This is a genomic window from Pseudooceanicola sp. DL12, assembly GCF_056270665.1.
This window is the reverse complement of record NZ_CM149884.1, coordinates 545,223-568,008: the sequence shown is the minus strand read 5'-3', so window position 1 is coordinate 568,008 and position 22,786 is coordinate 545,223. Positions and strand designations below refer to the sequence as shown.

Genomic DNA, 22,786 nt, shown 5'->3' with positions numbered 1-22,786 from the left:
GGCAGAGGGGGAGCACATGCAGAAGATCAAGGCGGCGGTCTGCCGGGAATTCAACGCACCGATCACCATCGAGGAGGTCTTGCTGCGCCCGCCGCAGATGGGCGAAGTCGCGGTAAAGGTCGAGGCAGTGGCGATCTGCCACTCGGACATCTCCTTCTGGCAGGGCGGATTTGGCGGGCATCTGCCGGCGGTCTACGGGCACGAAGCCGCGGGCCATGTCACCGCCATCGGCGAGGGCGTGCAGGGATTGAAGGTGGGCGACAAGGTCTGCGTGACGCTGATACGCGCCTGCGGGCATTGCGATTGCTGCGGCAGTGGCCACCCGACGATCTGCGAAACGCCCTTTGATCCCGTGGCGCAGAGCCCGCTGAGCACGCCGGAGGGCGCGCCGGTGATGCAGGCCATGGCCTCGGGTGCCTTCGCCGAGGCCATGGTGGTGGACCAGAGCCAGGTGGTGGCCATTCCCGACAGTGTGCCGATGGCCTCGGCCTCGCTGATCTCCTGCGGGGTGATCACCGGGGTGGGCGCCGCGGTCTATGCCAGCGGCATCCACGCCGGACAGGACGTGGTGGTGATCGGCGCCGGCGGCGTGGGTCTGAACGCCATCCAGGGCGCGCGGATTGCCGGAGCGCGGCGCATCGTGGCGGTGGACACGCTGCCGCAAAAACTTGAAGCAGCGAAGGAATTTGGCGCCACCGACGGCGTTCTGGCCGAGGGCAAGCCCTGGAACGAGGTCAAGAAGATCCTGGGCCGCGGGGCCGATGCGGTGCTGGTGACCGTGGGGGCCGCGCCCGTCTACGACATGGCGCCGCGCTACCTGGCGCGGGGCGGACGCATCGTGATGGTGGGGATGCCGCATGGGGACAAGGTGTCGAGCTACTCTCCGTTGATCATGGCGGATGCGGGACAGGGGATCGTGGGCTCGAAGATGGGCAACGTGGTGGTAAAGCGCGACATCCCCTGGATGGTCGACCTGTACGGCCAGGGCCGCCTGAAATTAGATGAATTGATTTCAAGGACTTGGAAGCTCGAAGAGATCAACGAGGCGATTGCGGACACGCTCTCGGGGAGCGCCAGACGAAACGTGATCCTGTTCGAATGAGGCTTGCCGACCTCGACATAATCGTTACCGCACCGCCCGCTCCCGGATGGGGCGGGCGGTACTGGATCCTGGTCAAGGTCACGACGGCCTGCGGCATCACCGGCTGGGGCGAGGTCTATGCCGCCAGCGTGGGGCCCGTGGCGATGGGCGCGGTGATCCGCGATGTCTTCGAACGGCACATGGCAGGGGAAACCCCCGAGAACATCGAGCTGATGTTCCGCCGCGCCTATTCCGCGGGCTTTACCCAGCGGCCGGACCTGACGGTGATGGGCGCCTTCTCGGGGCTGGAGATCGCCTGCTGGGACATCCTGGGCAAGGCCCGCGACCGGCCCGTCTGGGCGCTGCTCGGCGGCAAGGTCAACGAGCGCATCCGGGCCTACTCTTACCTTTACCCGCTGCAACACCACGATATTTCCGGGTTCTGGAGCCGCCCGGACCAGGCGGCGGAAAGCGCACTCGACCTGGTGGAGCGGGGCTATACGGCGGTGAAATTCGACCCGGCCGGGCCCTATACGATCCGGGGCGGGCACATGCCCTCGCTGCATGACATCGACCTGAGCCGACGGACCTGCGCCGCGGTGCGCGAGGCGGTGGGCCCCCGCGCCGACCTGCTCTTCGGCACCCACGGACAGCTGAATGCCGCGGGCGCCCTGAGGCTGGCAAATGCCATCCAACCCTTTGATATCGCGTGGTTCGAAGAGCCGGTGCCACCGGATGACCTGAGCGGGCTGAAGCGGGTCTGCGCGGGCACGACGCTGCCGGTGGCAACGGGTGAGCGGCTGACCACCCTGCCCGAATTCCGGGCAGCGCTGGAAGCCGGGGCGCAGATCCTGCAGCCGGCCCTGGGCCGCGCAGGCGGCCTCTGGGAGGGGCGCAAGATCGCCGCCCTGGCCCAGGCCCACGGCGCGCAGCTGGCACCGCACCTCTATGCCGGGCCGGTGGAATGGGCCGCGAACCTGCACCTGAGCGCCGCGATCCCCAACCTGATGATAGCGGAAACCATTGAAACAGCTTACCATTCCGACCTGATCAAAGGCAGCATCACGGTCGAGGACGGCTTTGTCCGCCCGCCCGAGGGCCCCGGCCTTGGGATAGATCTGGACGAAACGCTTGCCCGCACCCATCTATACGAGGGAGGGGCGCTGCACCTTGAAATGCAGGAAGCGCCCTACCGATACGATGCCGAGAACGGCTTTGCGGGGGGTGCCCCGCCTCTTGCAAATTCGCAAACGTAGGCGTGCAAATGTCCTGAGTTTGTGATAAACCTTTGAATTGACATCAACCGGACCTGAAATTGTGAACGACATGAAGGACTTGCCCGCACCCCCCGCCGAGATGGCGGATAACGCGCAGAGCGCTGCTGCATTCCTCAAGGCCCTGGCCCACGAAGGCCGGCTGATGATCCTGTGTCACCTCGGCTCGGGCGAGAAGTCGGTGAGCGAGCTGGAAGAACTGCTGAACATGCGACAGGCGGCCGTCAGCCAGATGCTGGCGCGGCTGCGCGAAGAAGGCTTCGTGACCCCGCGCCGCGACGGCAAGGTGATCTACTACAGCCTGGCAGACGAGAGCACGAGCGAGATCATCGCCCTTCTTTACAAGCTCTTCTGCAAGCCGGCCGGCGCCGCCTGCTGAGCCCGGCGCGGCCCGTCACATCCCCCGAATGATGCTCGATCACCCTGCCCCGGCAGGGTGTTTTCGCATGGGCGACGGGCCGCGGCAAAAACGCCTGCGGCAAGCGAAATTCGCGCGGGTCGGCCCACAGGCCCCGCCCGAACGGCGCCAGACTTGCCCTATGCTTACCCGCCCGAACGGCCCGGACCGGCCCAGATGTTAACAAATCCTAACGTGTTGAAATCGCCGGATTCCAACGTCGGTATCACGTCGGTATCGCGTCGGTATCGCGACGGTGCGCGCGGCGCCTACCGGAAAGGTTAACCGCGCCGCGGCAGAGTGCCGGGATCGTCCCCCGCCCCGACAGGAGCCCGCCATGCCCGACAGTACCCTGCCCCGGACCTCTGCCCGCACTTCCGGGCGACGGCTGACCAAGAGCCAGCGCCTGGCCCAGGACCGGCTGTTCCGCTACGCCTGGGAGCAGAGCCGCGACTACCTGGACATGGACATGATCCGCGAGATGGTGCCCGAGGCCTGGCACACGCTGGAGCAGGACATCGACGTGGACGAGAAGAAGGAAAAGGTGACGCTCTACCTGGATTACTCGGTAGCGCGCTTCTATCGCGCCATGGGGCCGGGATACCACGCCCGGATCAACCGCCTGCTGGGCACCTGGGCGCAGATGAAGATCGCCGAACTGCTGGATGCGGATGCCCGGATCAGTGACGGCATCGGCGGCGGTTTCGATGCGGGTTTCGATGCGGGTTTCGGTGGCGGTTTCGATCGCGGGGCGACGGGGCGCGACGAAGACGGGTGATCACGGGGGCATGCGATCAAGGGGCGACGCCCTTGAACTGCGCGCCGGCGATGTCCTAGTGTGGCGCGCGAGGACGACCTCACCCCCGGGCCTGCACGCGGCAGGTTGCGGGGCCTTTCCCGGAGAGCCCGCAGAATGGGAGCCGGGAAAATGGGGGCCGGGACGACCCGGCATGAACCATGAGGTTACCGCCATGCGCTCGCCGCTCGACCGTCTTCGCCACGCCATGAGTTTCGAAATCTTCGCCCTGCTGCTTGTCGTGCCGCTGGGCGCGCTGCTGTTCCACATGCCGATGGGCGACATCGGGGTGGTCAGCGTGGTCAGCGCCAGCATCGCCGCGCTGTGGAACATCGCCTATAACCTGCTGTTCGACCTGGGCCTGCGGCGGATGACCGGCAGCACTGCCAAGGGCCTGCGGGCGCGGATGCTGCACGCGGTGCTCTTCGAGGTGGGGATGCTGGTGCTGCTGATGCCCTTCATGGCCTGGTACCTGGGCATATCACTGGGCCAGGCGCTGCTGATGGACGCGAGCTTTGCGCTCTTCTACGTGGTCTATACGCTGGTCTTCAACTGGGCCTATGACCGGGTCTTCCCGCTGCCGGAATGGCAGGCGGAGGCGCGGGGAGAGGCCCGGGGAGAGGGATGAGGAGAGGCCCCGGGAGAGGGATGAGCGCTCAGCCGTCGGCGGGCAGGGCCGCGGCGGCGGCGCCATCGGGATCGCCGCTGCCGGGCAGGCCGAACTGTTCATAGAACTCGGTCTGCTCGCGCTGGTACTTGCGCTGCCCCGCGGTCCAGTTCGATTTCACGAAGAGCACCACGTTGGCGATCTCCTCCTCGCTCAGCCGGCCGCGGAAGGCGGGCATCTTTCCCTCGCCCGGGGCGCAGATGCCGGGGGCATAGCCATCGAGCACCATCGAGACCAGCGCCGGTTCGGGATGGGCATAGCCATGGCCCAGGTGGTTGAGCGGCGGCGCGGGCAGGAAGCCGTCGGGGCCGGGGGCCTGCCAGTCGGGCTGACCGCCGAGATCGGCGCCGTGGCAGGAGGCGCAATGGGCGGCATAGACCGCCTGCCCCGCCCGCACCTCCTCGATGCCCGGGCCCCGGGGCGCCTTGGGCCAGAAGACATAACCGGTGAAGCCGGCTGCGATCAGCAGAAGGAAGACGATCAGGACACGTTTCATCGGGCTCTCCGGTGGCGCTGAGGCAGGGATAGTCGCGGGCGCGCCGGGAGGGAAGAGCCGAGCGCGCCGGGCGCGGCCTGCGCCGTCGCGTCAGGGACGGATCGGCGGGGTGCGGGAGGGCGGAATGGAAAACGCCCCGCGCGGGGCACGGGGCGTTGACCGGAATTCTGTGCCGCCGGGCCGGGCCCGGCTGCCGCTGGCTCAGGCCAGGGCGAGGTTGACGGCGCTTTCGCGGCCGTCACGGCCGGCTTCGATGTCGAAGGTCACCTTCGCGCCGTCCTGCAGGCCGGTCAGGCCCGAGCGCTCGACTGCGGAGATGTGGACGAAGACGTCCTTGCTGCCGCCCTCGGGGGCGATGAAGCCGTAGCCTTTGGTGGTGTTGAACCATTTCACGGTGCCGTTAGCCATGCCGTGGGTCTCCTGTTTCTTTGCTGTCCGCAGGATTGCGACAGCCCGGCGTCGTGTCGTCTGATCGATGACTGTCGCCGTAGAGAAACAGATTGGTCGATAGAGGTCGCGTAGCCCCTTCTTTATCGCAGATGGCCTGATTCGACGAAAGAGGGAAAAGCGCGGAGCGCCTGCCCCCCCTGGCGCGCCGGGGCGCAGGCGCGGCATCCGGGCCACAGGGCGGAAGATGGGCGGACGAAGGATGTCCGGCGGGAGTCCGGTTCCGCCGGGGCCTGCGGGAAAACCGGGCCGCGCGCGCCGCGCACCCCTTTCCGGGCGGAGTTCCGCTGGCCCCCGGGCGGGGTTTGGGCGGGGCTGCGCCCAGCGGGGCTCCGCGCATTGCAGAGCCGGCCCGGCAGGCACAGGTTTGAGGCAAGGCGGGCCGCTGCACTTCGACTCCCGGCGGTGGCCCCGCCCCCAACCCGCGACCGGCGCAGGCCCCCTGCCCCGGCCGAGAGCAAAGAGAGCAAGACGAGAGACACCGTGATCCAGCCAGATGCGCCCAACAGCATGCGTTTCGCAGGGCGCGCCAGCAGATGACGGCAGAAGGAGCGCCGCGCGTGCCCCACCTGTCGCCGGGATCCCTCTCCAGAAAGGACCTGACATGAGCCTGACCAAGCAACCGCTGAAGAAGAAACTTGCCGTGACCATCGCCGCCCTGGGCCTGAGCGCCGCACCGCTGGCCCCGGTGATGGCCCAGACCGCCGCGCCCAGCGAGACGCCCGAGGCCACCGCCCCCGCCGAGGCCCCGGCCCAGGCCACCGCCAGCTATTCCGACGAGCAGCTGGAGCATTTCGTGGATGCCGCCATGGACGTGGCCGAGGTGCGTGACCAGTACATGCCCAAGATCGAGGCTGCCGGCAGCGATACCGAGGTGCAGCAGCTGCAGAAACAGGCCCAGAGCGAGATGGTGCAGGCGGTGGAATCCACCGACGGCATGGACCTACAGACCTATACCGAGATCGGCCAGAACGCCCAGAGCGACCCCGAGCTGGGCCAGAAGATCTCGATGCTGATCCGTGAGCGGATGCCCTCTGCCGCGCCGCAGGGCGGGGCCACGGATGGGGCCGCAGGCAGCAGCGCCAACGACGGCTGATCCCCACAGCCGCCGTGCCGGACGGGCGATCTCCATGCCCGTCCGGCACCAGCCGCTCCCCCACCTTGCCCGGCCCGGCTCTCATCCCCTTGCACGGGTCCGGCCTGCGGCCAGTGGCCAAGGGCTCTGGGTGGGGGACGGTTTCCGGAGCGGGCGGGAACAGGCCGATCGCGCGATCGTGTGGATCAGCAGCCGATCAATCTGCCGCCCCGGGTTTGAAATTGCATCCCGCAGGGCCCATGTTGAGGTGGAGGGGCCAGAACCGGCCCCGACGAGACCGATCAACGGCCGACAACACGGAAAGACAATGACCGACGTTCCGAAATCCGCCCGAAGCACCATGGCCCTGGCCCTGGCGACGGCGGTCGCCCTCTCTGCCGCAGCCCCCGCGATGGCAGACCGGGTGTATATCCCGGGCAACGATGGCCCGGCCTATGCCGAGGCCGGCTTTACCCGCTCGCAGATGAAGCATTACGCCCAGGCGCGGCTGCTGGTGGAAGATGGCGCAACGGTGGAAGAAGCCACCGCCCAGGTCAACCAGATGGACCCCGGCATCTACAACCGCATCGACCGCGCCGTGGAACGCGACATGGCGATCCGGGTCTCGGCCGAGCGCTACATGAACCGGCTGTCAGCCCGGCAGAAGTGAGACCGGCCCGGGCGCACCCGGGACCGCGAGAGATTGCGAGGCACCGCTCCGTTTGGGGCGGTGTTTTTGTTTGGGGGTGAGGCCCGGTCCGCGCAGCGGCGGGCCGTCCGGGGGACGGACCGAGGGCCGAACGGGCGGAGCCCCGGGGGGCAGAGAGAAGGGCGGCGCCCGACCCTGGGGGGGCGTATGCGGGGCCTGTGGCCAGCGCGGGCGCCCTCCCGGGGGGAGGGGTGAGCCATGGCCCGCAACGCGGCGAAAGCTCCGGTGGAGCTTTCGAATGGCGAACGGGCGGAGCCCCGGGGGGCGTTTCAGAGAGAAGGGCGGCGCCCGACCCTGGGTGGGCGCATGTGGGGCCTGTGGCCGGCGCGGGCGCCCTCAAGGGGCGATGTCGGGTGTTCTGCTGGGGACGTCGCCAAGGCGCCCTCCCGGGGGGAGGGTCGGGCGCCGCCCGGCCCGGGGCCGGGACTGAAGGCCTTTTTGACTGATCCAGAATGCGCGTACGAACTGCTCCACCTGCCCTTCACCAGTCAGCAAAGTCAGAAATATCCGCCATCTGATGAAGAGTTACCCGATCTGCAGTAAACTTGTCTCCCCAGTAGTTCGATCTCTCTACATTACTCCCAGCCCCTTCCCACTCCACCACCAAGATAGGTTGCGAGGGATAATACCGAGCAATAAACCTATTGAGATGGTGATCCTGACCTCCATGGCCCAAGATCACCACGCGCTCAATTTCGCCAGATATCTGGCTCAAACGATGCCAATATGAGTTAAGAACCTCTGACGATTTTATCACTTGAGTTTTAAAATCAACATCCGTGAGAACTATGTGTCTTGATGGAGCAACATGGCCTCCCCGCAAAACTTCTGGCGAAATTTTCACAACAGAACCGCCGTTATCTACAAACAAGGGCGAACCATGCAAATGGAAATAAAACCCCTTTCCTACGTCAAAACGATTTAAATTAGATCTTGCAAAGGCGGGAGTTCCATGACCTTGAAACCCATCCAGTGTCCTGTATTGCTGGAATGCTGAGCGATCATTCAGTCCACGATACAGCGCGCCGTCATAATTTGTAGTGGCCACTGAAGAGCCTGAAGTGAACAAGTTTTCGTTCAAGGCATCCATAAATTCGCTCGAAGGCTCTAGATCCACGTCATGGACCGCCGGGTGAAACGCCGAAGCCACTGCATGGAGGTATTTTCGAATGGCATTAGGAAAGCCAACGCCGGTATCTGACAGCCATGCTAACCCCGTTTTGTCAGCACCTTGAAACCGTAGAATAGTCTCGCAAGAATCTACGACACGCTGAAGGTCGCCCAATTGCCCCTCGTTAGCCGGCTGGTCACACTCAGCAGGCAAACACCTGATAACGAGCGCCTTTTCCTCTTCTGTTAGGACTTCGCTTTCCCAAGCCTTTCCCATCGCGGCCTCTAAGGAGAAGAACTCTGGGTCCGCGGCCAGCGAAAGGCCATTTCCAACAATTATCAAGTTCCTCAAATCAAAAATCCCCCAAACTCCGTTAGAGTTTGGGGGATCTCTCACTTTCATTCAAGGGATTTGCAGTAGCAAGTATTACCGCGTGAACTTCTTGTACTTGATCCGCTTGGGTTCCAGCGCATCGGGGCCGAGGCGACGTTTCTTGTCTTCCTCGTAATCCTCGAAGTTGCCCTCGAACCATTCCACGTGGGCATCGCCCTCGAAGGCCAGGATGTGGGTACAGATCCGGTCGAGGAAGAAACGGTCGTGCGAGATCACCACGGCGCAGCCGGCGAAATCGACGAGGGCGTCTTCCAGCGCGCGGAGGGTTTCCACGTCCAAATCGTTGGTCGGTTCGTCGAGCAGCAGCACGTTGCCGCCCGAGCGCAGCAGGCGCGCCATGTGCACGCGGTTGCGCTCGCCGCCCGACAGCAGCGAGACCTTCTTCTGCTGGTCGCCGCCCTTGAAGTTGAAGGCCGAGCAATAGGCCCGCGCGTTCACCTCGGCATCGCCCAGCTTGATGATGTCCTGGCCGTCGGCGATGGCCTCCCAGACGTTGGCGTTGGGGTCGAGATCGTCGCGCGACTGGTCGACGTAGGAGAGCTTGACGGTATCGCCGAACTCCACCGAGCCCTCGTCGGGCTGTTCCTGGCCGGTGAGCATCTTGAAGAGCGTGGTTTTACCGGCGCCGTTGGGGCCGATCACGCCGACGATGCCGCCCGGCGGCAGGTCGAAGGAGAGCCCCTCGACCAGGAGCTTGTCGCCCATGGCCTTCTTCAGGTTGGAAACCTCGATCACCTTGGAGCCGAGACGGGGGCCGTTCGGGATGATGATCTGGGCATTGGCCAGCTTCTCGCGCTCGGACTGGTTCGCCATCTCGTTATAGGCGTTGATCCGGGCCTTGGATTTCGCCTGGCGGGCCTTGGCACCCTGGCGGATCCATTCAAGCTCGCGCGACAGGGTCTTCTGCTTGGCCTTGTCCTCGCGGGCTTCCTGCTCCAGCCGCTTGGCCTTCTGCTCCAGCCAGGAGGAGTAATTGCCCTCGTAGGGGATGCCGCGGCCACGGTCGAGCTCGAGGATCCAGCCGGTGATGTCGTCGAGGAAGTAACGGTCGTGGGTGACGACGAGGATGGTGCCCTTGTAGTCGATCAGGTGCTGCTGCAGCCAGGCGATGGTCTCGGCGTCGAGGTGGTTGGTCGGTTCGTCGAGGAGCAGCATGTCGGGCGCTTCGAGCAGCAGCTTGCAGAGCGCCACGCGGCGCTTTTCACCGCCCGAGAGGGTGGTGACGTCGGCATCGTCCGGCGGGCAGCGGAGCGCCTCCATCGAGACGTCGACCTGGCTGTCGAGATCCCAGAGGTTCTGGCTGTCGATCTCGTCCTGGAGCTGCGCCATCTCGTCGGCGGTCTCGTCGGAATAGTTCATCGCCAGCTCGTTGAACCGGTCGAGCTTGGCCTTCTTCTCGGCCACGCCAAGCATGACGTTGCCGCGCACGTCGAGCGAGGGGTCGAGCTCGGGCTCCTGCGGGAGATAGCCGACCTTGGCGCCCTCGGCATGCCAGGCCTCGCCCTGGAAGTCCTTGTCCCAGCCGGCCATGATCTTCAGCAGGGTGGATTTACCCGCGCCGTTGACGCCGACAACACCGATCTTGACCCCCGGCAGGAAGTTCAGGTGGATGTTTTCGAAGCATTTCTTGCCGCCCGGATAGGTCTTGGAGACCCCGGACATGTGGTAGACGTACTGGTAGGCAGCCATGGATGCTCCTCCTCTGGGGTGATGCGCTTTGGCGCTAGATACAGAAGGCCGCCGCCCGGGGCAATCAGGATGGCCGCGCGACGGGGCGCGACGGGGCGACAGGGGAAGCGCGTTGGTGCTGCGGCGCGGAAACTGCGCGGCATTTTACCGGCGATTTTCCCCCGTCGTTTACCTCACGCTCATTTTTTCCCGGCTAGGGTCGCCTCGACTGCGCATGGACAGCGCGAACAGGTGAGTGAGGCCAAACGTGACGATCGAACAGGACATCCGCCAGTGGACCCCCGAGGAGAAGAAAATCGGCAGGGAGTTGAACTCTCTGGTCGCGGCCGATCTCCGCTCCATCCTGGACAAGGCCTATGCCGTCGTCACGCCCGGGGTCAAACTGGAAGAGTCGCTCTTCCAGAAGGAACTGCGCAAGTTCAATTCCATCTCGACCGGCGACTTCTCGCAGGGCTATTTCAATGAACAGGCGGAAATCGCGGAGAACATCGCCAAGCAGATCACCTTTCCCACCTATCTGCAGGGCTATGCGATCTATGCCGGCGAGCTGATGTCTGCCGTGAGCGCGGCGTCGAAGAACCAGTCGGAGGCGAAGCGCAGCGCGCTCATGAAGACCCTCATGGCCGGCATCTTTTCCGACGTGGCCGTTGCCATGCACCATTTCTTCCGCGTCGAGGCCGAGGCCGACGTGAAGGGCATGGAGGTGCTGACCACGGCGCTGACCAGCCTGGCCAAGGGCGACCTGACCTATCGCATCGGCGACGAGGCCCCGCGCAAGATGGCCCGCGCCAAGGAAGACTACAACGAGGCGACGACCACGCTGCACGCCGCCATGAACGAGATCTACGGCGCCGCCGAGGACGTGCAGACCGGCAGCCATCACATCGCCTCGGCGATCGAGGCGCTGGCCAAGCGCACCGAGCAGCAGGCCGCGGCGCTCGACCGCTCGAACGGTGCGCTCGGCGATATCAGCGGCACGGTCAAGGATACCAACTCCGGTGCGAAACAGGCCGCCGGGGCGGCCTCGGAGGCGCGCGGCATGGTCACGCGTTCCACCGAGGTGATGCAGCAGACCCAGTCGGCGATGCAGGAGATCTCGAATTCCTCGCGCGAGATCAGCCAGATCGTCTCGGTCATCGACACGATCGCCATGCAGACCAACCTGCTGGCGCTGAACGCCGGCGTCGAGGCCGCCCGCGCGGGCGAGGCCGGCCGCGGCTTTGCCGTGGTGGCCACCGAGGTGCGCTCGCTGGCCCAGCGCTCGGCCGAGGCGGCAAAGACCATTCGCGACCTGATCGACCAGAGCGCGCAACAGGTGCAGAAGGGCGAGAAGCTGGTGGACGAGACCAGCAGCGCGCTGAACACCGCGCGCGAGAAGGTGGCCGAGATCGACGCCCTGCTGGCCACGATCACGAAATCCGCCGAGGCCCAGGCCGAGAGCATCGGCAACGTGAACCGCGAGGTTTCGCACAGCAGCGACCTGACCCAGCAGAACGCCTCGATGGCCGAGGAAACCACCGCCGAGGCCGTGCGCCTGCGCGACCAGGCCCAGGTGCTGAGCGGACTGGTGCAGCAATTCCGACTGCAGGGCGGCAACCAGGGCGGATCCGCCGGAAGCCGCCGCTACGGCTGACGGGCCGAGGCCCGGCGGTCCGGCCATGGTGCCAGCTGCCGGGGTTCGCCCTGCGGGGCCCGCGTATGGGATCTGAACGATGCGGGGCCCGTGCATTTGAGGCCCGTGTATAGAGCCCATGCCGTGCGGGCCCCACATATGGGATCTGTGCCACGGAAGGCCCGTGGGTTGAGGGCCCGAGCCGGCCCCTGACCTCATCCCCCCCTGACCTCATCCCCCATGTCCACGTCCCCCCGGCCCTCATCCCCCATGTCCACGTCCCCCATGTCCACTCCTGCGCCCATCGCGGGCCTGCGCCCATCGGGCCACCGGGGCCCCGTCGCGCCCCTTCCCCTGCCGCCGTCCCCTTCCGGACAGAGGAACCGCCGCGCCCGGCAGCGCGTTGAACCCTGACTGAAGCGCGGGACGACCCGCGATAGGCAGGGGCCCAGGATAGGCGGGGGTCAGACAGCGGGGCAGGATGACACAGGACGGCGGCAGGGGAACGACAGAGGACAAGGCGGCCCGAAGAGGGGCGGCCCGAGGAGGGGCGGCCCGGGACGAGACGACACCGGGCGACGCCGACCAGGGCCGCGCCCCCAAGGGTGCGACCGCGCAACTTGGCGCCGGGGACGATCCCGCGCCCCTGCCCGAATCCGAGGAACGCCGCGCGATCCTGCGCCGGATCCAGTATTTCCTGGCCGGCCTCTTCGTGCTGATGCTGATCTGGTCGGTCTCGCTGGCCAAGGTGGTGATCCTGCCACTGATGCTGGGCCTGCTGATCTCGCTGACCCTCACCCCCCTCGTGCGTTGGCTGAAACGGCGCGGCATCCCCGCGCCGGTCACCGCCGTGGTGCTGATCCTGGGCATCGGCTGCATCACCTTCTACGGGCTCTACATGCTGCGCTACCCGGCGCAGATGCTGATGCAGGAGGCCCCCTCGATCCAGCGCGAGCTGCGGCTGAAGCTCTGGGACGTGGCGCAGAATTTCGAGCGCATCCGCGAGGCCTCGGAACAGATGCAGCAGCTGGCCTCGGGCGGCGACAAGGGCCAGAACGGCGATACCGTGGTGGTGCAGGACGGCGTGAACCTGATGCAGGTGGCGCTGACCTCGGTGGCCGGCATGGGCTCTTCGCTGGTGATCGCCATGCTGCTGGCGATGTTCCTGCTCTCTTCGGGCGACATGTTCCAGCGCCGCCTGATCGAGGCCTTTCCGCAGTTCTCCGACAAGCGCCGCGCCCATCGCATCAGCCGCGACATCGAGCGGCAGATCTCGCGCTACCTGGCGGCGATCACGGTGATCAACGCGGGCCTGGGCATCGCGATCGGCGGCACGCTGCACCTGCTGGGCATGCCCTATGCGCTGCTCTGGGGGGTGGCGGCCTTTCTGCTGAACTTCGTGCCCTACATGGGCGCCATTGCCGGCACCGCCGCCGCGGGCGCCGTGGCGCTGGTGACCTTCGACACCTTCGGGCAGGCGCTGCTGATCCCGCTCAGCTACTTCGCGCTGACCTCTCTCGAGGGACAGCTGATCACGCCCTGGCTGGTGGGGCGGCACCTGCGGCTGAACACGCCCGCCGTCTTCGTGGCGGTGGTCTTCTGGGCCTGGCTCTGGGGCGCGGCGGGGGCGCTGCTGGCGGTGCCCTTCCTGGTGTTCCTCAAGGTCTTCTGCGACAACATTCCCGGGCTGAAGGTCATCGGCAGCTTCCTCGATGGCGCCCGCCCGCCAAGCCGTCGCAGCCGTCGCCGCAGGATGCGCCAGACCGCCACGACCCGGTTGTCGCGACGGCCCACCGCCGCGCCGGCCCCGCCCGACATGGCACGCCCGCTGCCCGGCCAGGGCCCAACCCAGGGCCATGCGCCCCTGTCGCAACCGGCAAAATAGCGGAAACATTTGACATTTTCGCAGCTTGCGTCAGAACCTCCCGCGGTGCGCCGACAAGCGGCCACCGGAGAGGGAGCGGACTTGGTCCATCGACGCCCATATGCCAGGGCAGGTCAGCGCATCGGCCTGCTGGGCGGATCCTTTGATCCGCCGCACGAGGGGCACGTGCATGTCACCCTCGAGGCGCTGAAACGTTTCGGCCTCGACGGGGTCTGGTGGCTGGTCAGCCCCGGCAACCCGCTGAAGACCCGCGGGCCTGCGCCGCTCGGGGAGCGGCTGGCGGCGAGCCGGGCGCTCATGCGGCATCCGCGCGTCACCGTCACCGGAATCGAGGCCCGCACCGGCACCCGCTATACCGCGGGAACGCTGCGCGCGCTGCGCGGCCTCTATCCCGGTGTCCGGTTCACCTGGCTGATGGGCGCCGACAACCTGGCGCAGCTGGACCGCTGGCAGGAATGGCGCTGGATCCTGAACAACGTGCCGGTGGGCGTGCTGGCCCGGCCGGGCGATCGGCTCTCGGCCCGCGAGAGCCGCGCCGCGCGGATCTTTCGCGCCGCCCGCCTGCGCGACGACGAGAGCCACCTGCTGGGCGGGGCCGAGGCGCCCGCCTGGTGCTTTGCCAACATGCCGATGATCCCGATCTCCTCGACCGAGCTGCGCCGCAAGGGGGGCTGGAGCGGCGCCCAGAACGGCGGCGGGGACGGTCAAGGGGGCGGTCAAGGCGACTGGCGACAAAGTGAAGACTGAGAGCCGCCTGCGGCCCCTGCCCCCGCTTGGCGGCAGCCGCGCGGCGCTGTAGATTGCGCCCCATGACCCAAGCCCCTTCCCAGGACCCGTCCCGGGCCCGCCCCCTGTCCCGACGCAATTTCCTGACCGCACTGCTGGCCGGCACCGCAGGCGCGGCCCTGGCCGGCCCGGCGCTTGCCGGTGCGCCGGGCACGTCGCTGCGCCCCCGCCTGCGGCCCGGCGACCTGGGCAAGGTGCACCCCAACGATGCCAGCGCCCTGATCCGGAGCGTCAACATCACCGGCGAGACGACCTATGCGCTGCTCGATATCGAGACCGGCCGCATGCTGGAACATGTGGAGGACAGCACCGCCCTGCCCCCCGCCAGCGTGGCCAAGACGCTGACCTCGCTCTATGCGCTGCATTTCCTGGGCGCCGATTACCAGTTCCAGACCCGGATCCTGGCCACCGGAGAGCTGCAGGGCGGCAAGCTGACCGGCGACCTGATCCTGGCCGGCGGCGGCGATCCGATGCTGGACACCAACGACCTTGGCCGGCTGGCCGCGCAGCTGAAGGCGAGCGGCGTGACGGAAGTGGCCGGGCGGTTCCTCTACCACGCGGCCTACCTGCCGGAGCTGCGCCAGATCGACCCGAACCAGCCCCAGCACGTGAGTTACAACCCCGGGATCGGCGGGCTGAACCTGAACTACAACCGCGTCCACTTCGAGTGGAAGAAGGAAAACGGCCGCTGGACCGTGACCATGGACGCGCGCACCGACCAGTACCGCCCCGATGTGCAGACCTCCCGGATGGAGGTGGTCGACCGGGCCGGCCCGACCTATACCTACGAGGACCGCGACGGCATCGACAGCTGGACGGTGGCGGATGCGGCGCTCGGCAATGGCGGCGCGCGCTGGCTACCGGTGCGGCGCCCGGGGGCCTATACCGCCGAGGTCTTCCAGACACTGGTACGCTCGCACGGGATCGTGCTGAAGACGCCGGAGCCGATCGAGACCCTGCCCGACGCCTGGCAGATCGCGCGGTTCGACAGCCGCCCGCTGCACGAGGTGCTGCGGCTGATGCTGTTCTATTCCACCAACCCCACCGCCGAGATCGTCGGGCTGACCGCCAGCACCAAGCGCGGCCTGGCGCCGAAGAGCCTGAAGGAGAGCGCCGAGGCAATGAGCGCCTGGGCCCGCGCCGAGCTGGGCCTGCAGGACGTGGCGATGGAGGACCATTCGGGCCTTGGCGACGATTCGCGGATCTCGACCCGCGACCTGGTGCACATGATGGCCAGCGCCCCGGCGCAGACCGAGCTGCAGCCGCTGTTGAAGGAAATCCACATCCAGAAGTTCGACGGGCCCAACGTGCCGATGTCGATCCACGCCAAGACCGGCACGCTGAACTTCGTCAGCGGGCTGGCGGGATATGTCGAGGTCGAGGACGGCCGCGAGCTGGCCTTTGCGGTGCTGTCGGGCGACATCGCACGGCGCGACGGGCTGCCGATGGAACAGCGAGAGAGCCCGCCGGGCGGACACGGCTGGAACACCCAGGCGAAATACCTGCAGCAGCGGCTTCTGCACCGCTGGGCAAACCTATATGGCCGGGGACCGCTGCCGCCGCTGCCACGCGAAATCAGCCCGGTGAGTGCCAAGGCGAGCACGACCGTTCCGGGCTGAGGCCCGGCACGGCCGAAGGCGCCGCTTCATTTCGGAGGAAATGGGCCGGAAGGAACGGGCGGTCAGAACCGCTGGGGCAGCGGCGCGTCGTAGCCGGTGTGCGCCGCACGCACGCTCTGCGCGCCGGGTGATCCGATCTCTGCGCGGTTGGTGATGACGCCCACCACGGGCATGAGGCAGAGCAGGCCAAGTCCTGCGAAAAGGACAATACGGTTCATCGGTGCGGCTTTCGCTGTGAGTCGTTATCTCATGAGCGAAGTTTGCGCCTCTCTGCCGGAAAACGGACCTGCAAATATTTGCAACGGCCCTTTTGCGCAAGGCTGTGCCCGCCATTGGCAAAAACTGGCGCGCGGTCGTTTCGGATTGTTTCAGAACCGCCCGGCGCCCGTTACCGGCGAGCGCCGGAACGGGCCATCAGACAGCCATACCGTCAGGTGACGGGCAGGTCATACCGTCAGGTGACGGGCATTTTAGACCGTCAGGTGACGGGCGCGGGCACCGCGTTCGATGGCCGCGGCATGCAGCCGGTCGAGGTCGAGCTCGTAGCGCATTTCCTCGAGCAGGCGCAGCTCGGTCTCGCGCAGGGTGCCATCGGCGGCGGCGACATCGCAGCAGAGCGCATAGGCGGTCTCGAAGAGGCGGGCGGGCAGGTTCTCGCGGATCAGGCCGAAGAGCGCATCGAGGCCGTCCTCCTCGGAGAAGAGATCGAAGACGATGGAGGACATCTGCTTGATCCTCGCATCGTCGTAATCGGCGAAGATCGGCAGCGTGTTGACCTGGCTCTCGATCTTGATCAGCTCGGCGGTACGGATGTCCTCGTCAGAGACCGAAACGGCGATCATCATGAGCACCAGGCAATCCTGGGGCGAGAGCGCGTGGGAAATGTCGTTGACCATGTCTGCCTGTCACCTTGCTTGAAAATGGGCGCGGAAAAGGCGGAAAGCCTGCCTTTGCCGGGGGAAATGCCTGTGTATCCTGTGGTCAGATTATTGACCTATGCCGGTGCGGGCAATAGGAAGCGCTGGCCCCGGTGAAGGGGATCAACCGATGGAGTGTGACATGTCCGACCTGCGCCAAGCCGCATTGGAATCGAAAGCCTGGCCTTTCGAAGAGGCCCGCCGCCTCGCCAAACGGTACGAGAAACAGGCGCCGGAAAAGGGTTACGTGCTGTTCGAGACGGGCTATGGCCCCTCCGGCCTGCCCCATATCGGCACCTTCGGCGAGGTGCTGCGCACCACGATGATCCGCCGCGCCTTCGAGGTGATCAGCGACATCCCGACGCGGCTGATCTGCTTCAGCGACGACATGGACGGGATGCGCAAGATCCCCGGCAACGTGCCGAACCAGGAGCGCCTGAAGGAAGACATCCAGAAGCCGCTGACCAGCGTTTTCGACCCCTTCGAGGAATTCGAGAGCTTTGGCCACCACAACAACGCCATGCTGCGCCGCTTCCTGGATACCTTTGGCTTCGAGTACGAGTTCTATTCGGCCACGGAATTCTACCGCTCGGGCCAGTTCGACGAGGTGCTGAAACGCGCCGTCGAGAAATACGACGACGTGATGAAGGTGATGCTGAAATCGCTGCGCGAGGAACGTGCCGCGACCTATTCGATCTTCCTGCCGATCCACCCCGAGACCGGCCGCGTGCTCTATGTGCCGATGAAGTCGGTCAACAAGGATGATTACACGATCACCTTCGACGACGAGGACGGCCGCGAATGGACCCTGCCCGTGACCGGCGGCCAGGTGAAACTGCAGTGGAAGCCCGATTTCGGCGCCCGCTGGGCGGCGCTCGGTGTCGACTTCGAGATGTACGGCAAGGACCACAGCACCAACACGCCGATCTACGACCGGATCTGCGAGATCCTGGGCGGCAAGAAGCCGGAGCATTTCACCTATGAGCTGTTCCTGGACGACAAGGGCCAGAAGATCTCGAAGAGCTCGGGCAACGGCATCTCGATCGACGAATGGCTGACCTATGCCAGCACCGAGAGCCTGAGCTACTTCATGTACCAGAAGCCGAAGACGGCGAAGCGGATGTACTTCGACGTGATCCCGCGGGCGATGGACGAATATCACCAGCAGCTGCGCGCCTATGCCGACCAGGACGCCAAGCAGCGCCTGGCCAACCCGGTGTTCCACATCCACGGCCACGACGTGCCGGCCAGCGACCTGGTGGTGCCCTTCTCGATGCTGCTGAACCTGGCGAGCGTCTCGGGCGCCGAGGACAAGGAAACGCTCTGGGGCTTCATCGCGCGCTATGCGCCGGAGGCCAGCCCCGAGACCAACCCGCAGATGGACCAGGCCGTGGGCTTTGCGGTGCGCTACTACAACGACTTCGTGAAGCCGACGAAGGTGTTCCGCGCGCCCAGCGAGCTGGAACGCGAGGCCCTGGAAGAGCTGCGCGACAAGCTGCGCGCCTGGGACGGCCCGGTCGAGGACGAGGCCCTGCAGGGGATCGTCTATGACGTGGGCCGCGAGCGGTTCGAGCCGCTGCGCGACTGGTTCAAGGCGCTCTACGAGGTGCTGCTCGGCGCGAGCCAGGGGCCGCGTTTTGGCGGGTTCATCGCGCTGTATGGTGTGACCGAGACCGCCGACCTGATCGACGAGGCGCTGGCCGGAAAGTTCGCCTGAGCCGAGAAACGGAAATGAAATCAAGGAAAAGGGCGCCTCTTGGGGCGCCTTTTTTCGTGTTTCCCGCACCGCCGTGACGACGGGGGCCAAAGACAGGCCGGTGCGTGCACGGACCATACCGGCAGGAATGCAACACTTCTGCTCCGGAAGGCCATTTTTCCGGCCGGCCCTTGTGGCTTCACCGTACCGTTACGTAACCTGGAAGGGTAACCGGTTACGACAGTCACACGGTCCTCGCGAACTGCGCTGCGTTACGGCACGGCCCTATCGCGATCCGACCGCTTCGCCTTCAGTCGGGCGACCTGTCCGCGTTTTGTTCAGCCCCCCGATTCCAATTCGAGAAAGATTTGCCTCCATGGCTTCCAAGCGCTCCCCTCTCCTTACCCTTCTGCAATGCACCGCTGCCGCGGCGCCGGCCCTGGTGCTCGGCCTGTCCGCGGGCCAGGCCTCGGCCCAGGATTACGCCGTCGGCGGCGGTGTCTCGACCCTCGGTGTCTTCATCGAGCCCTCCTATTCCATCAACGACCAGATGACCCTGCGCGCGCCGATCTACTACGGCTCCTTCGACACCGACCTGGAAGACGACGGCAACAAGGTCGACGGCAAGATCGAATCCTTCAGCGGCGTGATCGCGCTGGATTACTATCCCACCTCGACCGGCTTCTTCGTTTCCGGCGGCCTGGCATTTGGCGGCTACGACTTCTCGGGCAACACCACGCAGATCACCGCCGAGGGCAACACCTACAGCGGCGCATTCGGCGTGAAGATGGAACAGAAGAACGACGTGGCACCGCAATTCTCGCTGGGCTATCGCCATGCCACCATGACCGGCATGAGCGTGAACCTGGAGGCGGGTGCGCGAATCGCGACCTACGAGGTTTCGGTCAGCGGCACCGAGGCGCTGACCCCGCAGGGCCAGCAGGACGTGGCCAGCGAGGTGCAGAGCATCAACGATTCACTGTCGGATTTCCCGGTGGTGCCCTTCCTCAGCGTCTCGCTGAGCTGGCGGTTCTGAGCCCGAGGGCAGACCGGCAAGACAGGAGCAAGACAGACGGGGGCCCGTTGCGCAGGCACGGGCCCCTTGCCACGCCGCACGGCAGAGGAACGCGCGGGTCCGGCCGAACCGGACGGCAGGTGGTCAGCGGCTGCCCCGTTCAGCCGGCGGGCTGCAGATCCTGCGGGGTGAGGCGGAAGGCCTTGCCGAAGCCGCCGTTGAGAAAGGCGCCCTGCGGCCGGAAACGCACCAGCAGGAAATCGGCAAAATCCACGTAGAGCTTGGACTTTGGCCGCTGGGCCACGTAGTGGGCGGCCAGATCGCCAAAGCCCGGGGCATCGCGCGGCACCGGCTCTGGCCGGGCCTGAAGCGTCAGCCGGGGATGGGTGAGCGGATCGCCCCTGCCCCCCGGCTCTCCGATCAGCAGCGAGACCGGGCCACCGGCCAGAAGCGGCGCGGTATGGGCGGCCAGCCGCGAGACCAGGGTCAGCGGCAGCCCCTGTGGATCGCGGGCCAGGGCAATGCGCGTGACCATGGGCACGGGGCCTTCGCCGCCCCCGTCGATCAGGGTGGCCAGGGCGCCGTGGCGGGCCGCGGCGATCAGCTCCTGCGCCAGGGCGCGGGCCTCGTCATCGGTGGGGCGGATCGGATCTGTCATGGGGCGAGGATAGCGCCGCGCGGCGGGCGGCGCCACTGCCCCGGCACCACGGCTGGCGCGACGTCAGCGCTCCCACCAGAAACCGAATTTCAGGCGCAGGGGATCGGAGTTCTTGAGCTTGATGGCGGCGCCCAGATCGAGGTAGAGCCCGTCGCGGAGCCGCCAGGCCGCCGAGCCCGCCAGCCGGGCAAAGGGGCCATCGCCGTGGTGCTGACCGGTCTGCAGCTGCATGTAGTATTTCGTCCGCTCGCCGGGGGCAAAGCCCCAGGTGGCGTCGATCTTCCAGTCGGTCGCGAGGGTATCGGGAAAGAATTCCGTGGCCCCTTCAAGGGAGAGCCAGCCCTGCGGCCGGGCCAGGCTGCGGCCGATGGCAAAGCCGGGGCGGATGACATCTGCGCCGGCGATGCGGCCAAATCCGAGATCGGTGGCGACATGGATGCCATGGATCGGCTGATAGGCCCGCGAGGCGAAGATCACCGCCTTGTCGAACCCCGAGATGGCCCCGCCGAGGTCGAGGCCCAGCGTCCAGTCATCGGTCAGCCCGAATTCGTGGTAATAGGTATAGGCGGGCGTGGAATTGCCCTGCAGGTCGAGGTTCAGGCGGTAGGCCCCGGCGGAGAAGTGATGCCCCTTGCCGCGCGCCCAGGCCCCGGCCAGCAGGGGCTGAGGCAGCGCGATCAGAAGCAGGAGCAGCAGGATTCGGGCGCCGGCGGGCCGAAAAACGGGCCGCCGGGTGGGCCACCGGATCGAATATCGGATCGGATACCTGATCGAAAACCGGGCTAACCACCGGGCTAACCACCGGGCCGCCCGCCCCCTGAGGAGCCCTCGCCTGTTCGCGCCTGGGCGCATCCATTCCTCCATTCCCGGCCCCGAAGGGCATTAACCATTTGGGACAAGGATGGTTAATGAATGGATAACACCCGCCGGATGCATGGCATCGGCGGGTGGTGCCCCTTGGGGGAAAGTTGCGATTTCCGGGCCGGGATCAGGCGGCGGCGATCTTTTCCAGATCCTCGTCCTCGGCCAGCTGTTCCGCCGAGGCGGCGGGGGCCGCCGGCAGGGGGCCCATGACGATGCGCTCGGGGCGCAGCTCGGGGATGCGGATGCCCTGGCCGAAGTTGGTGACGATCAGGTCCTCCTGCGCACCGATGGCGGCCAGCTTGGCGCGGATGCGGCAGATGTAGACATCGAGGATCTTGGGGTCGGGTTCATCCGTCCAGGCATAGAGCTGGGTCATGATCTGATCGCGGGTCACCATGGCGCCCCGGCGCAGGATCAGCATCTCCATCATCTCGTATTCCAGGCGGGTGAGATGCACGGGCATGTCGTGGTGGTGCAGGGTGCGGGCGTCGATGTCGAGGGCCAGGGGGCCGGTCTGCAGCACCGGAAGGGCAAAGCCCGCGGCCCGGCGCACGAAGGCGCGCAGGCGGGCGGCCATGATGGCGGGCTTGGCCGGCCATTCCATCACGTCATCGGCGCCACGGAAGAGGAAATCGCGGCGCATGTCCTCGTCGACCTTGCGGGAAACGACACAGATCACCAGGCGCGGGAATTCGGCCCGCAGGCGGCTGACCAGCTCGGAGGCGGGCATGTCGGGCAGGTCGGGATCTATGAGAATGGCGTTCTGCTCGGCCGAGGAGGCATATTCCAGTGTTTCGGCAGCATTGGCCGCATCGGACACATAGAAGCCCTGCTCGCGCATGGCATGGGCCAGGCCGGCGATGTTCCAGGTGGTATCGGTCACAAGCAGGCGCATCCGCATTCACTCCTGTTCTGCGGGGAACGACGGAAGGGAGGGACAAACGCCGACGGAGGGCGAATGCGGCCCACACCGTCGATCACGTTTTTCGGGGAATGGCAGCTTTGCCGCCCTGCGCAGAAAGGAAGGGGCCGGGATGGAACCGGGAAGGTTGACGTCCCGTCAGGCACAATTTTCCGCGCCTCTCTTTCATACGGCATTTACCGCGCCGGTGCACCTATACGAAAGTATATTTGAGCGTCTTTTCAATCGCTTGGTTAATACAACCTTGCCAGGATGCCTTGCCCTGCCCATCTGGGGGGAAACCGGATGAGCAAGAGGAGCGCTGCCGATGAAATGTCCCGTGGACGGAGCCGAGCTGAGGATGACCGAGCGGCAGGGGGTCGAGATCGACTACTGCCCGAGCTGCCGGGGCATCTGGCTTGATCGCGGCGAGCTGGACAAGATCATCGACCGCTCGGCGGAGGAGACCGCCGCGCCCGCTCCGCGCCAGCAGGTGGCGCGCCCGGCCACGCCGCGCGAGACGCCCTATCACGAGGCGCAGCGCTATGACCCGCGCCACGAGACGCAGTACGGCGGCTATCACCACGATCCGCGCTACTACAAGAAGAAGAAAAAGAAGCGGAAATCGATCCTGGAAGAGATCTTCGATTTCTGATCCCCCCGGCACCGCGGGGCCGGGGCGGAGACGCGAAAAAGGG

General features: G+C 66.2%; 23 protein-coding genes. 14 read left to right on the top strand and 9 right to left on the bottom strand.

Annotation, left to right across the window (positions count from 1 at the left end; genetic code table 11):
• Window positions 1–16: 16 nt before the first annotated feature.
• The 5 genes from AC0WR5_RS02630 to AC0WR5_RS02610 all read left to right on the top strand — a co-directional run bounded on the left by AC0WR5_RS02630 (window position 17) and on the right by AC0WR5_RS02610 (window position 4,176).
• A complete protein-coding gene (locus AC0WR5_RS02630) occupies window positions 17–1,102 on the top strand; it encodes an alcohol dehydrogenase catalytic domain-containing protein (protein ID WP_475866664.1) in 1,086 nt (361 codons plus the stop codon).
• A complete protein-coding gene (locus AC0WR5_RS02625) occupies window positions 1,099–2,337 on the top strand; it encodes a mandelate racemase/muconate lactonizing enzyme family protein (protein ID WP_475866663.1) in 1,239 nt (412 codons plus the stop codon). Before AC0WR5_RS02630 ends, AC0WR5_RS02625 begins: the two co-directional genes overlap by 4 nt.
• A 70-nt stretch (window positions 2,338–2,407) precedes the next feature.
• The gene (locus AC0WR5_RS02620; RefSeq protein WP_475866662.1) at window positions 2,408–2,734 is read left to right on the top strand and encodes an ArsR/SmtB family transcription factor; all 327 of its coding nucleotides are present in this window, start codon (window positions 2,408–2,410) and stop codon (window positions 2,732–2,734) included.
• A gap of 355 nt (window positions 2,735–3,089) precedes the next feature.
• The gene (locus AC0WR5_RS02615) at window positions 3,090–3,530 is read left to right on the top strand and encodes a BrnA antitoxin family protein (RefSeq protein ID WP_475866660.1); all 441 of its coding nucleotides are present in this window, start codon (window positions 3,090–3,092) and stop codon (window positions 3,528–3,530) included.
• A 193-nt stretch (window positions 3,531–3,723) separates the two neighbouring features.
• On the top strand, window positions 3,724–4,176 hold the full coding sequence (locus AC0WR5_RS02610; RefSeq protein WP_475868870.1) for a PACE efflux transporter: 453 nt from the start codon (window positions 3,724–3,726) through the stop codon (window positions 4,174–4,176).
• Between the two features lie 28 nt (window positions 4,177–4,204).
• Here AC0WR5_RS02610 and AC0WR5_RS02605 read toward each other — a convergent pair whose 3' ends face one another.
• Complete coding sequence (locus AC0WR5_RS02605) at window positions 4,205–4,711, bottom strand: c-type cytochrome (RefSeq protein ID WP_475866658.1); 507 nt, start codon at window positions 4,709–4,711, stop codon at window positions 4,205–4,207.
• Window positions 4,712–4,912: 201 nt separating this feature from the next.
• Window positions 4,913–5,119 (bottom strand): cold-shock protein, encoded by a 207-nt coding sequence (locus AC0WR5_RS02600; protein WP_475866657.1) that lies wholly within the window; start codon window positions 5,117–5,119, stop codon window positions 4,913–4,915.
• Between the two features lie 643 nt (window positions 5,120–5,762).
• On the opposite strand from AC0WR5_RS02600, the gene AC0WR5_RS02595 reads away from it, so the two are divergent.
• Both AC0WR5_RS02595 and AC0WR5_RS02590 read left to right on the top strand, forming a co-directional pair.
• Entirely contained in the window at window positions 5,763–6,254 is a 492-nt protein-coding gene (locus AC0WR5_RS02595) for a DUF4168 domain-containing protein (protein ID WP_475866655.1), read from the top strand.
• Window positions 6,255–6,561: 307 nt separating this feature from the next.
• A complete protein-coding gene (locus AC0WR5_RS02590; RefSeq protein ID WP_475866654.1) occupies window positions 6,562–6,903 on the top strand; it encodes a hypothetical protein in 342 nt (113 codons plus the stop codon).
• Window positions 6,904–7,423: 520 nt separating this feature from the next.
• Here AC0WR5_RS02590 and AC0WR5_RS02585 read toward each other — a convergent pair.
• Together AC0WR5_RS02585 and ettA are read right to left on the bottom strand one after the other, a co-directional pair.
• A complete protein-coding gene (locus AC0WR5_RS02585; protein WP_475866652.1) occupies window positions 7,424–8,455 on the bottom strand; it encodes an SIR2 family protein in 1,032 nt (343 codons plus the stop codon).
• Window positions 8,456–8,479: 24 nt separating this feature from the next.
• Entirely contained in the window at window positions 8,480–10,135 is a 1,656-nt protein-coding gene (gene ettA / locus AC0WR5_RS02580) for an energy-dependent translational throttle protein EttA (protein WP_475866650.1), read from the bottom strand.
• Between the two features lie 247 nt (window positions 10,136–10,382).
• On the opposite strand from ettA, the gene AC0WR5_RS02575 reads away from it, so the two are divergent.
• The 4 genes from AC0WR5_RS02575 to dacB all read left to right on the top strand — a co-directional run bounded on the left by AC0WR5_RS02575 (window position 10,383) and on the right by dacB (window position 16,037).
• Complete coding sequence (locus AC0WR5_RS02575; RefSeq protein ID WP_475866649.1) at window positions 10,383–11,768, top strand: methyl-accepting chemotaxis protein; 1,386 nt, start codon at window positions 10,383–10,385, stop codon at window positions 11,766–11,768.
• A gap of 460 nt (window positions 11,769–12,228) precedes the next feature.
• A complete protein-coding gene (locus AC0WR5_RS02570) occupies window positions 12,229–13,632 on the top strand; it encodes an AI-2E family transporter (RefSeq protein ID WP_475866648.1) in 1,404 nt (467 codons plus the stop codon).
• Between the two features lie 81 nt (window positions 13,633–13,713).
• Complete coding sequence (locus AC0WR5_RS02565; protein WP_475866647.1) at window positions 13,714–14,379, top strand: nicotinate-nucleotide adenylyltransferase; 666 nt, start codon at window positions 13,714–13,716, stop codon at window positions 14,377–14,379.
• A 62-nt stretch (window positions 14,380–14,441) separates the two neighbouring features.
• A complete protein-coding gene (gene dacB, locus AC0WR5_RS02560; RefSeq protein WP_475866646.1) occupies window positions 14,442–16,037 on the top strand; it encodes a D-alanyl-D-alanine carboxypeptidase/D-alanyl-D-alanine endopeptidase in 1,596 nt (531 codons plus the stop codon).
• A gap of 62 nt (window positions 16,038–16,099) precedes the next feature.
• Here dacB and AC0WR5_RS02555 read toward each other — a convergent pair whose 3' ends face one another.
• On the bottom strand, window positions 16,100–16,255 hold the full coding sequence (locus AC0WR5_RS02555; protein ID WP_475866644.1) for a hypothetical protein: 156 nt from the start codon (window positions 16,253–16,255) through the stop codon (window positions 16,100–16,102).
• Window positions 16,256–16,507: 252 nt separating this feature from the next.
• Entirely contained in the window at window positions 16,508–16,933 is a 426-nt protein-coding gene (locus tag AC0WR5_RS02550) for a tellurite resistance TerB family protein (RefSeq protein WP_475866642.1), read from the bottom strand.
• 163 nt (window positions 16,934–17,096) lie between these two features.
• On the opposite strand from AC0WR5_RS02550, the gene AC0WR5_RS02545 reads away from it, so the two are divergent.
• Together AC0WR5_RS02545 and AC0WR5_RS02540 are read left to right on the top strand one after the other, a co-directional pair.
• Window positions 17,097–18,671: a lysine--tRNA ligase gene (locus tag AC0WR5_RS02545; protein WP_475866640.1), complete on the top strand. Its 1,575-nt coding sequence runs from the start codon at window positions 17,097–17,099 to the stop codon at window positions 18,669–18,671.
• 355 nt (window positions 18,672–19,026) lie between these two features.
• Window positions 19,027–19,686: a hypothetical protein gene (locus tag AC0WR5_RS02540; RefSeq protein ID WP_475866638.1), complete on the top strand. Its 660-nt coding sequence runs from the start codon at window positions 19,027–19,029 to the stop codon at window positions 19,684–19,686.
• Window positions 19,687–19,825: 139 nt separating this feature from the next.
• Here the strand turns inward: AC0WR5_RS02540 and AC0WR5_RS02535 are convergent, their stop codons facing one another.
• The 3 genes from AC0WR5_RS02535 to AC0WR5_RS02525 all read right to left on the bottom strand — a co-directional run bounded on the left by AC0WR5_RS02535 (window position 19,826) and on the right by AC0WR5_RS02525 (window position 22,082).
• Entirely contained in the window at window positions 19,826–20,323 is a 498-nt protein-coding gene (locus AC0WR5_RS02535; RefSeq protein WP_475866636.1) for a HugZ family pyridoxamine 5'-phosphate oxidase, read from the bottom strand.
• A 63-nt stretch (window positions 20,324–20,386) separates the two neighbouring features.
• Window positions 20,387–21,175: a hypothetical protein gene (locus tag AC0WR5_RS02530; protein ID WP_475866635.1), complete on the bottom strand. Its 789-nt coding sequence runs from the start codon at window positions 21,173–21,175 to the stop codon at window positions 20,387–20,389.
• A 136-nt stretch (window positions 21,176–21,311) separates the two neighbouring features.
• Window positions 21,312–22,082: a response regulator transcription factor gene (locus AC0WR5_RS02525; RefSeq protein WP_475866634.1), complete on the bottom strand. Its 771-nt coding sequence runs from the start codon at window positions 22,080–22,082 to the stop codon at window positions 21,312–21,314.
• A gap of 334 nt (window positions 22,083–22,416) precedes the next feature.
• Between AC0WR5_RS02525 and AC0WR5_RS02520 the strand changes: the two genes are divergently transcribed.
• Complete coding sequence (locus tag AC0WR5_RS02520; RefSeq protein WP_475866632.1) at window positions 22,417–22,743, top strand: TFIIB-type zinc ribbon-containing protein; 327 nt, start codon at window positions 22,417–22,419, stop codon at window positions 22,741–22,743.
• The last annotated feature ends 43 nt before the right edge of the window (window positions 22,744–22,786 follow it).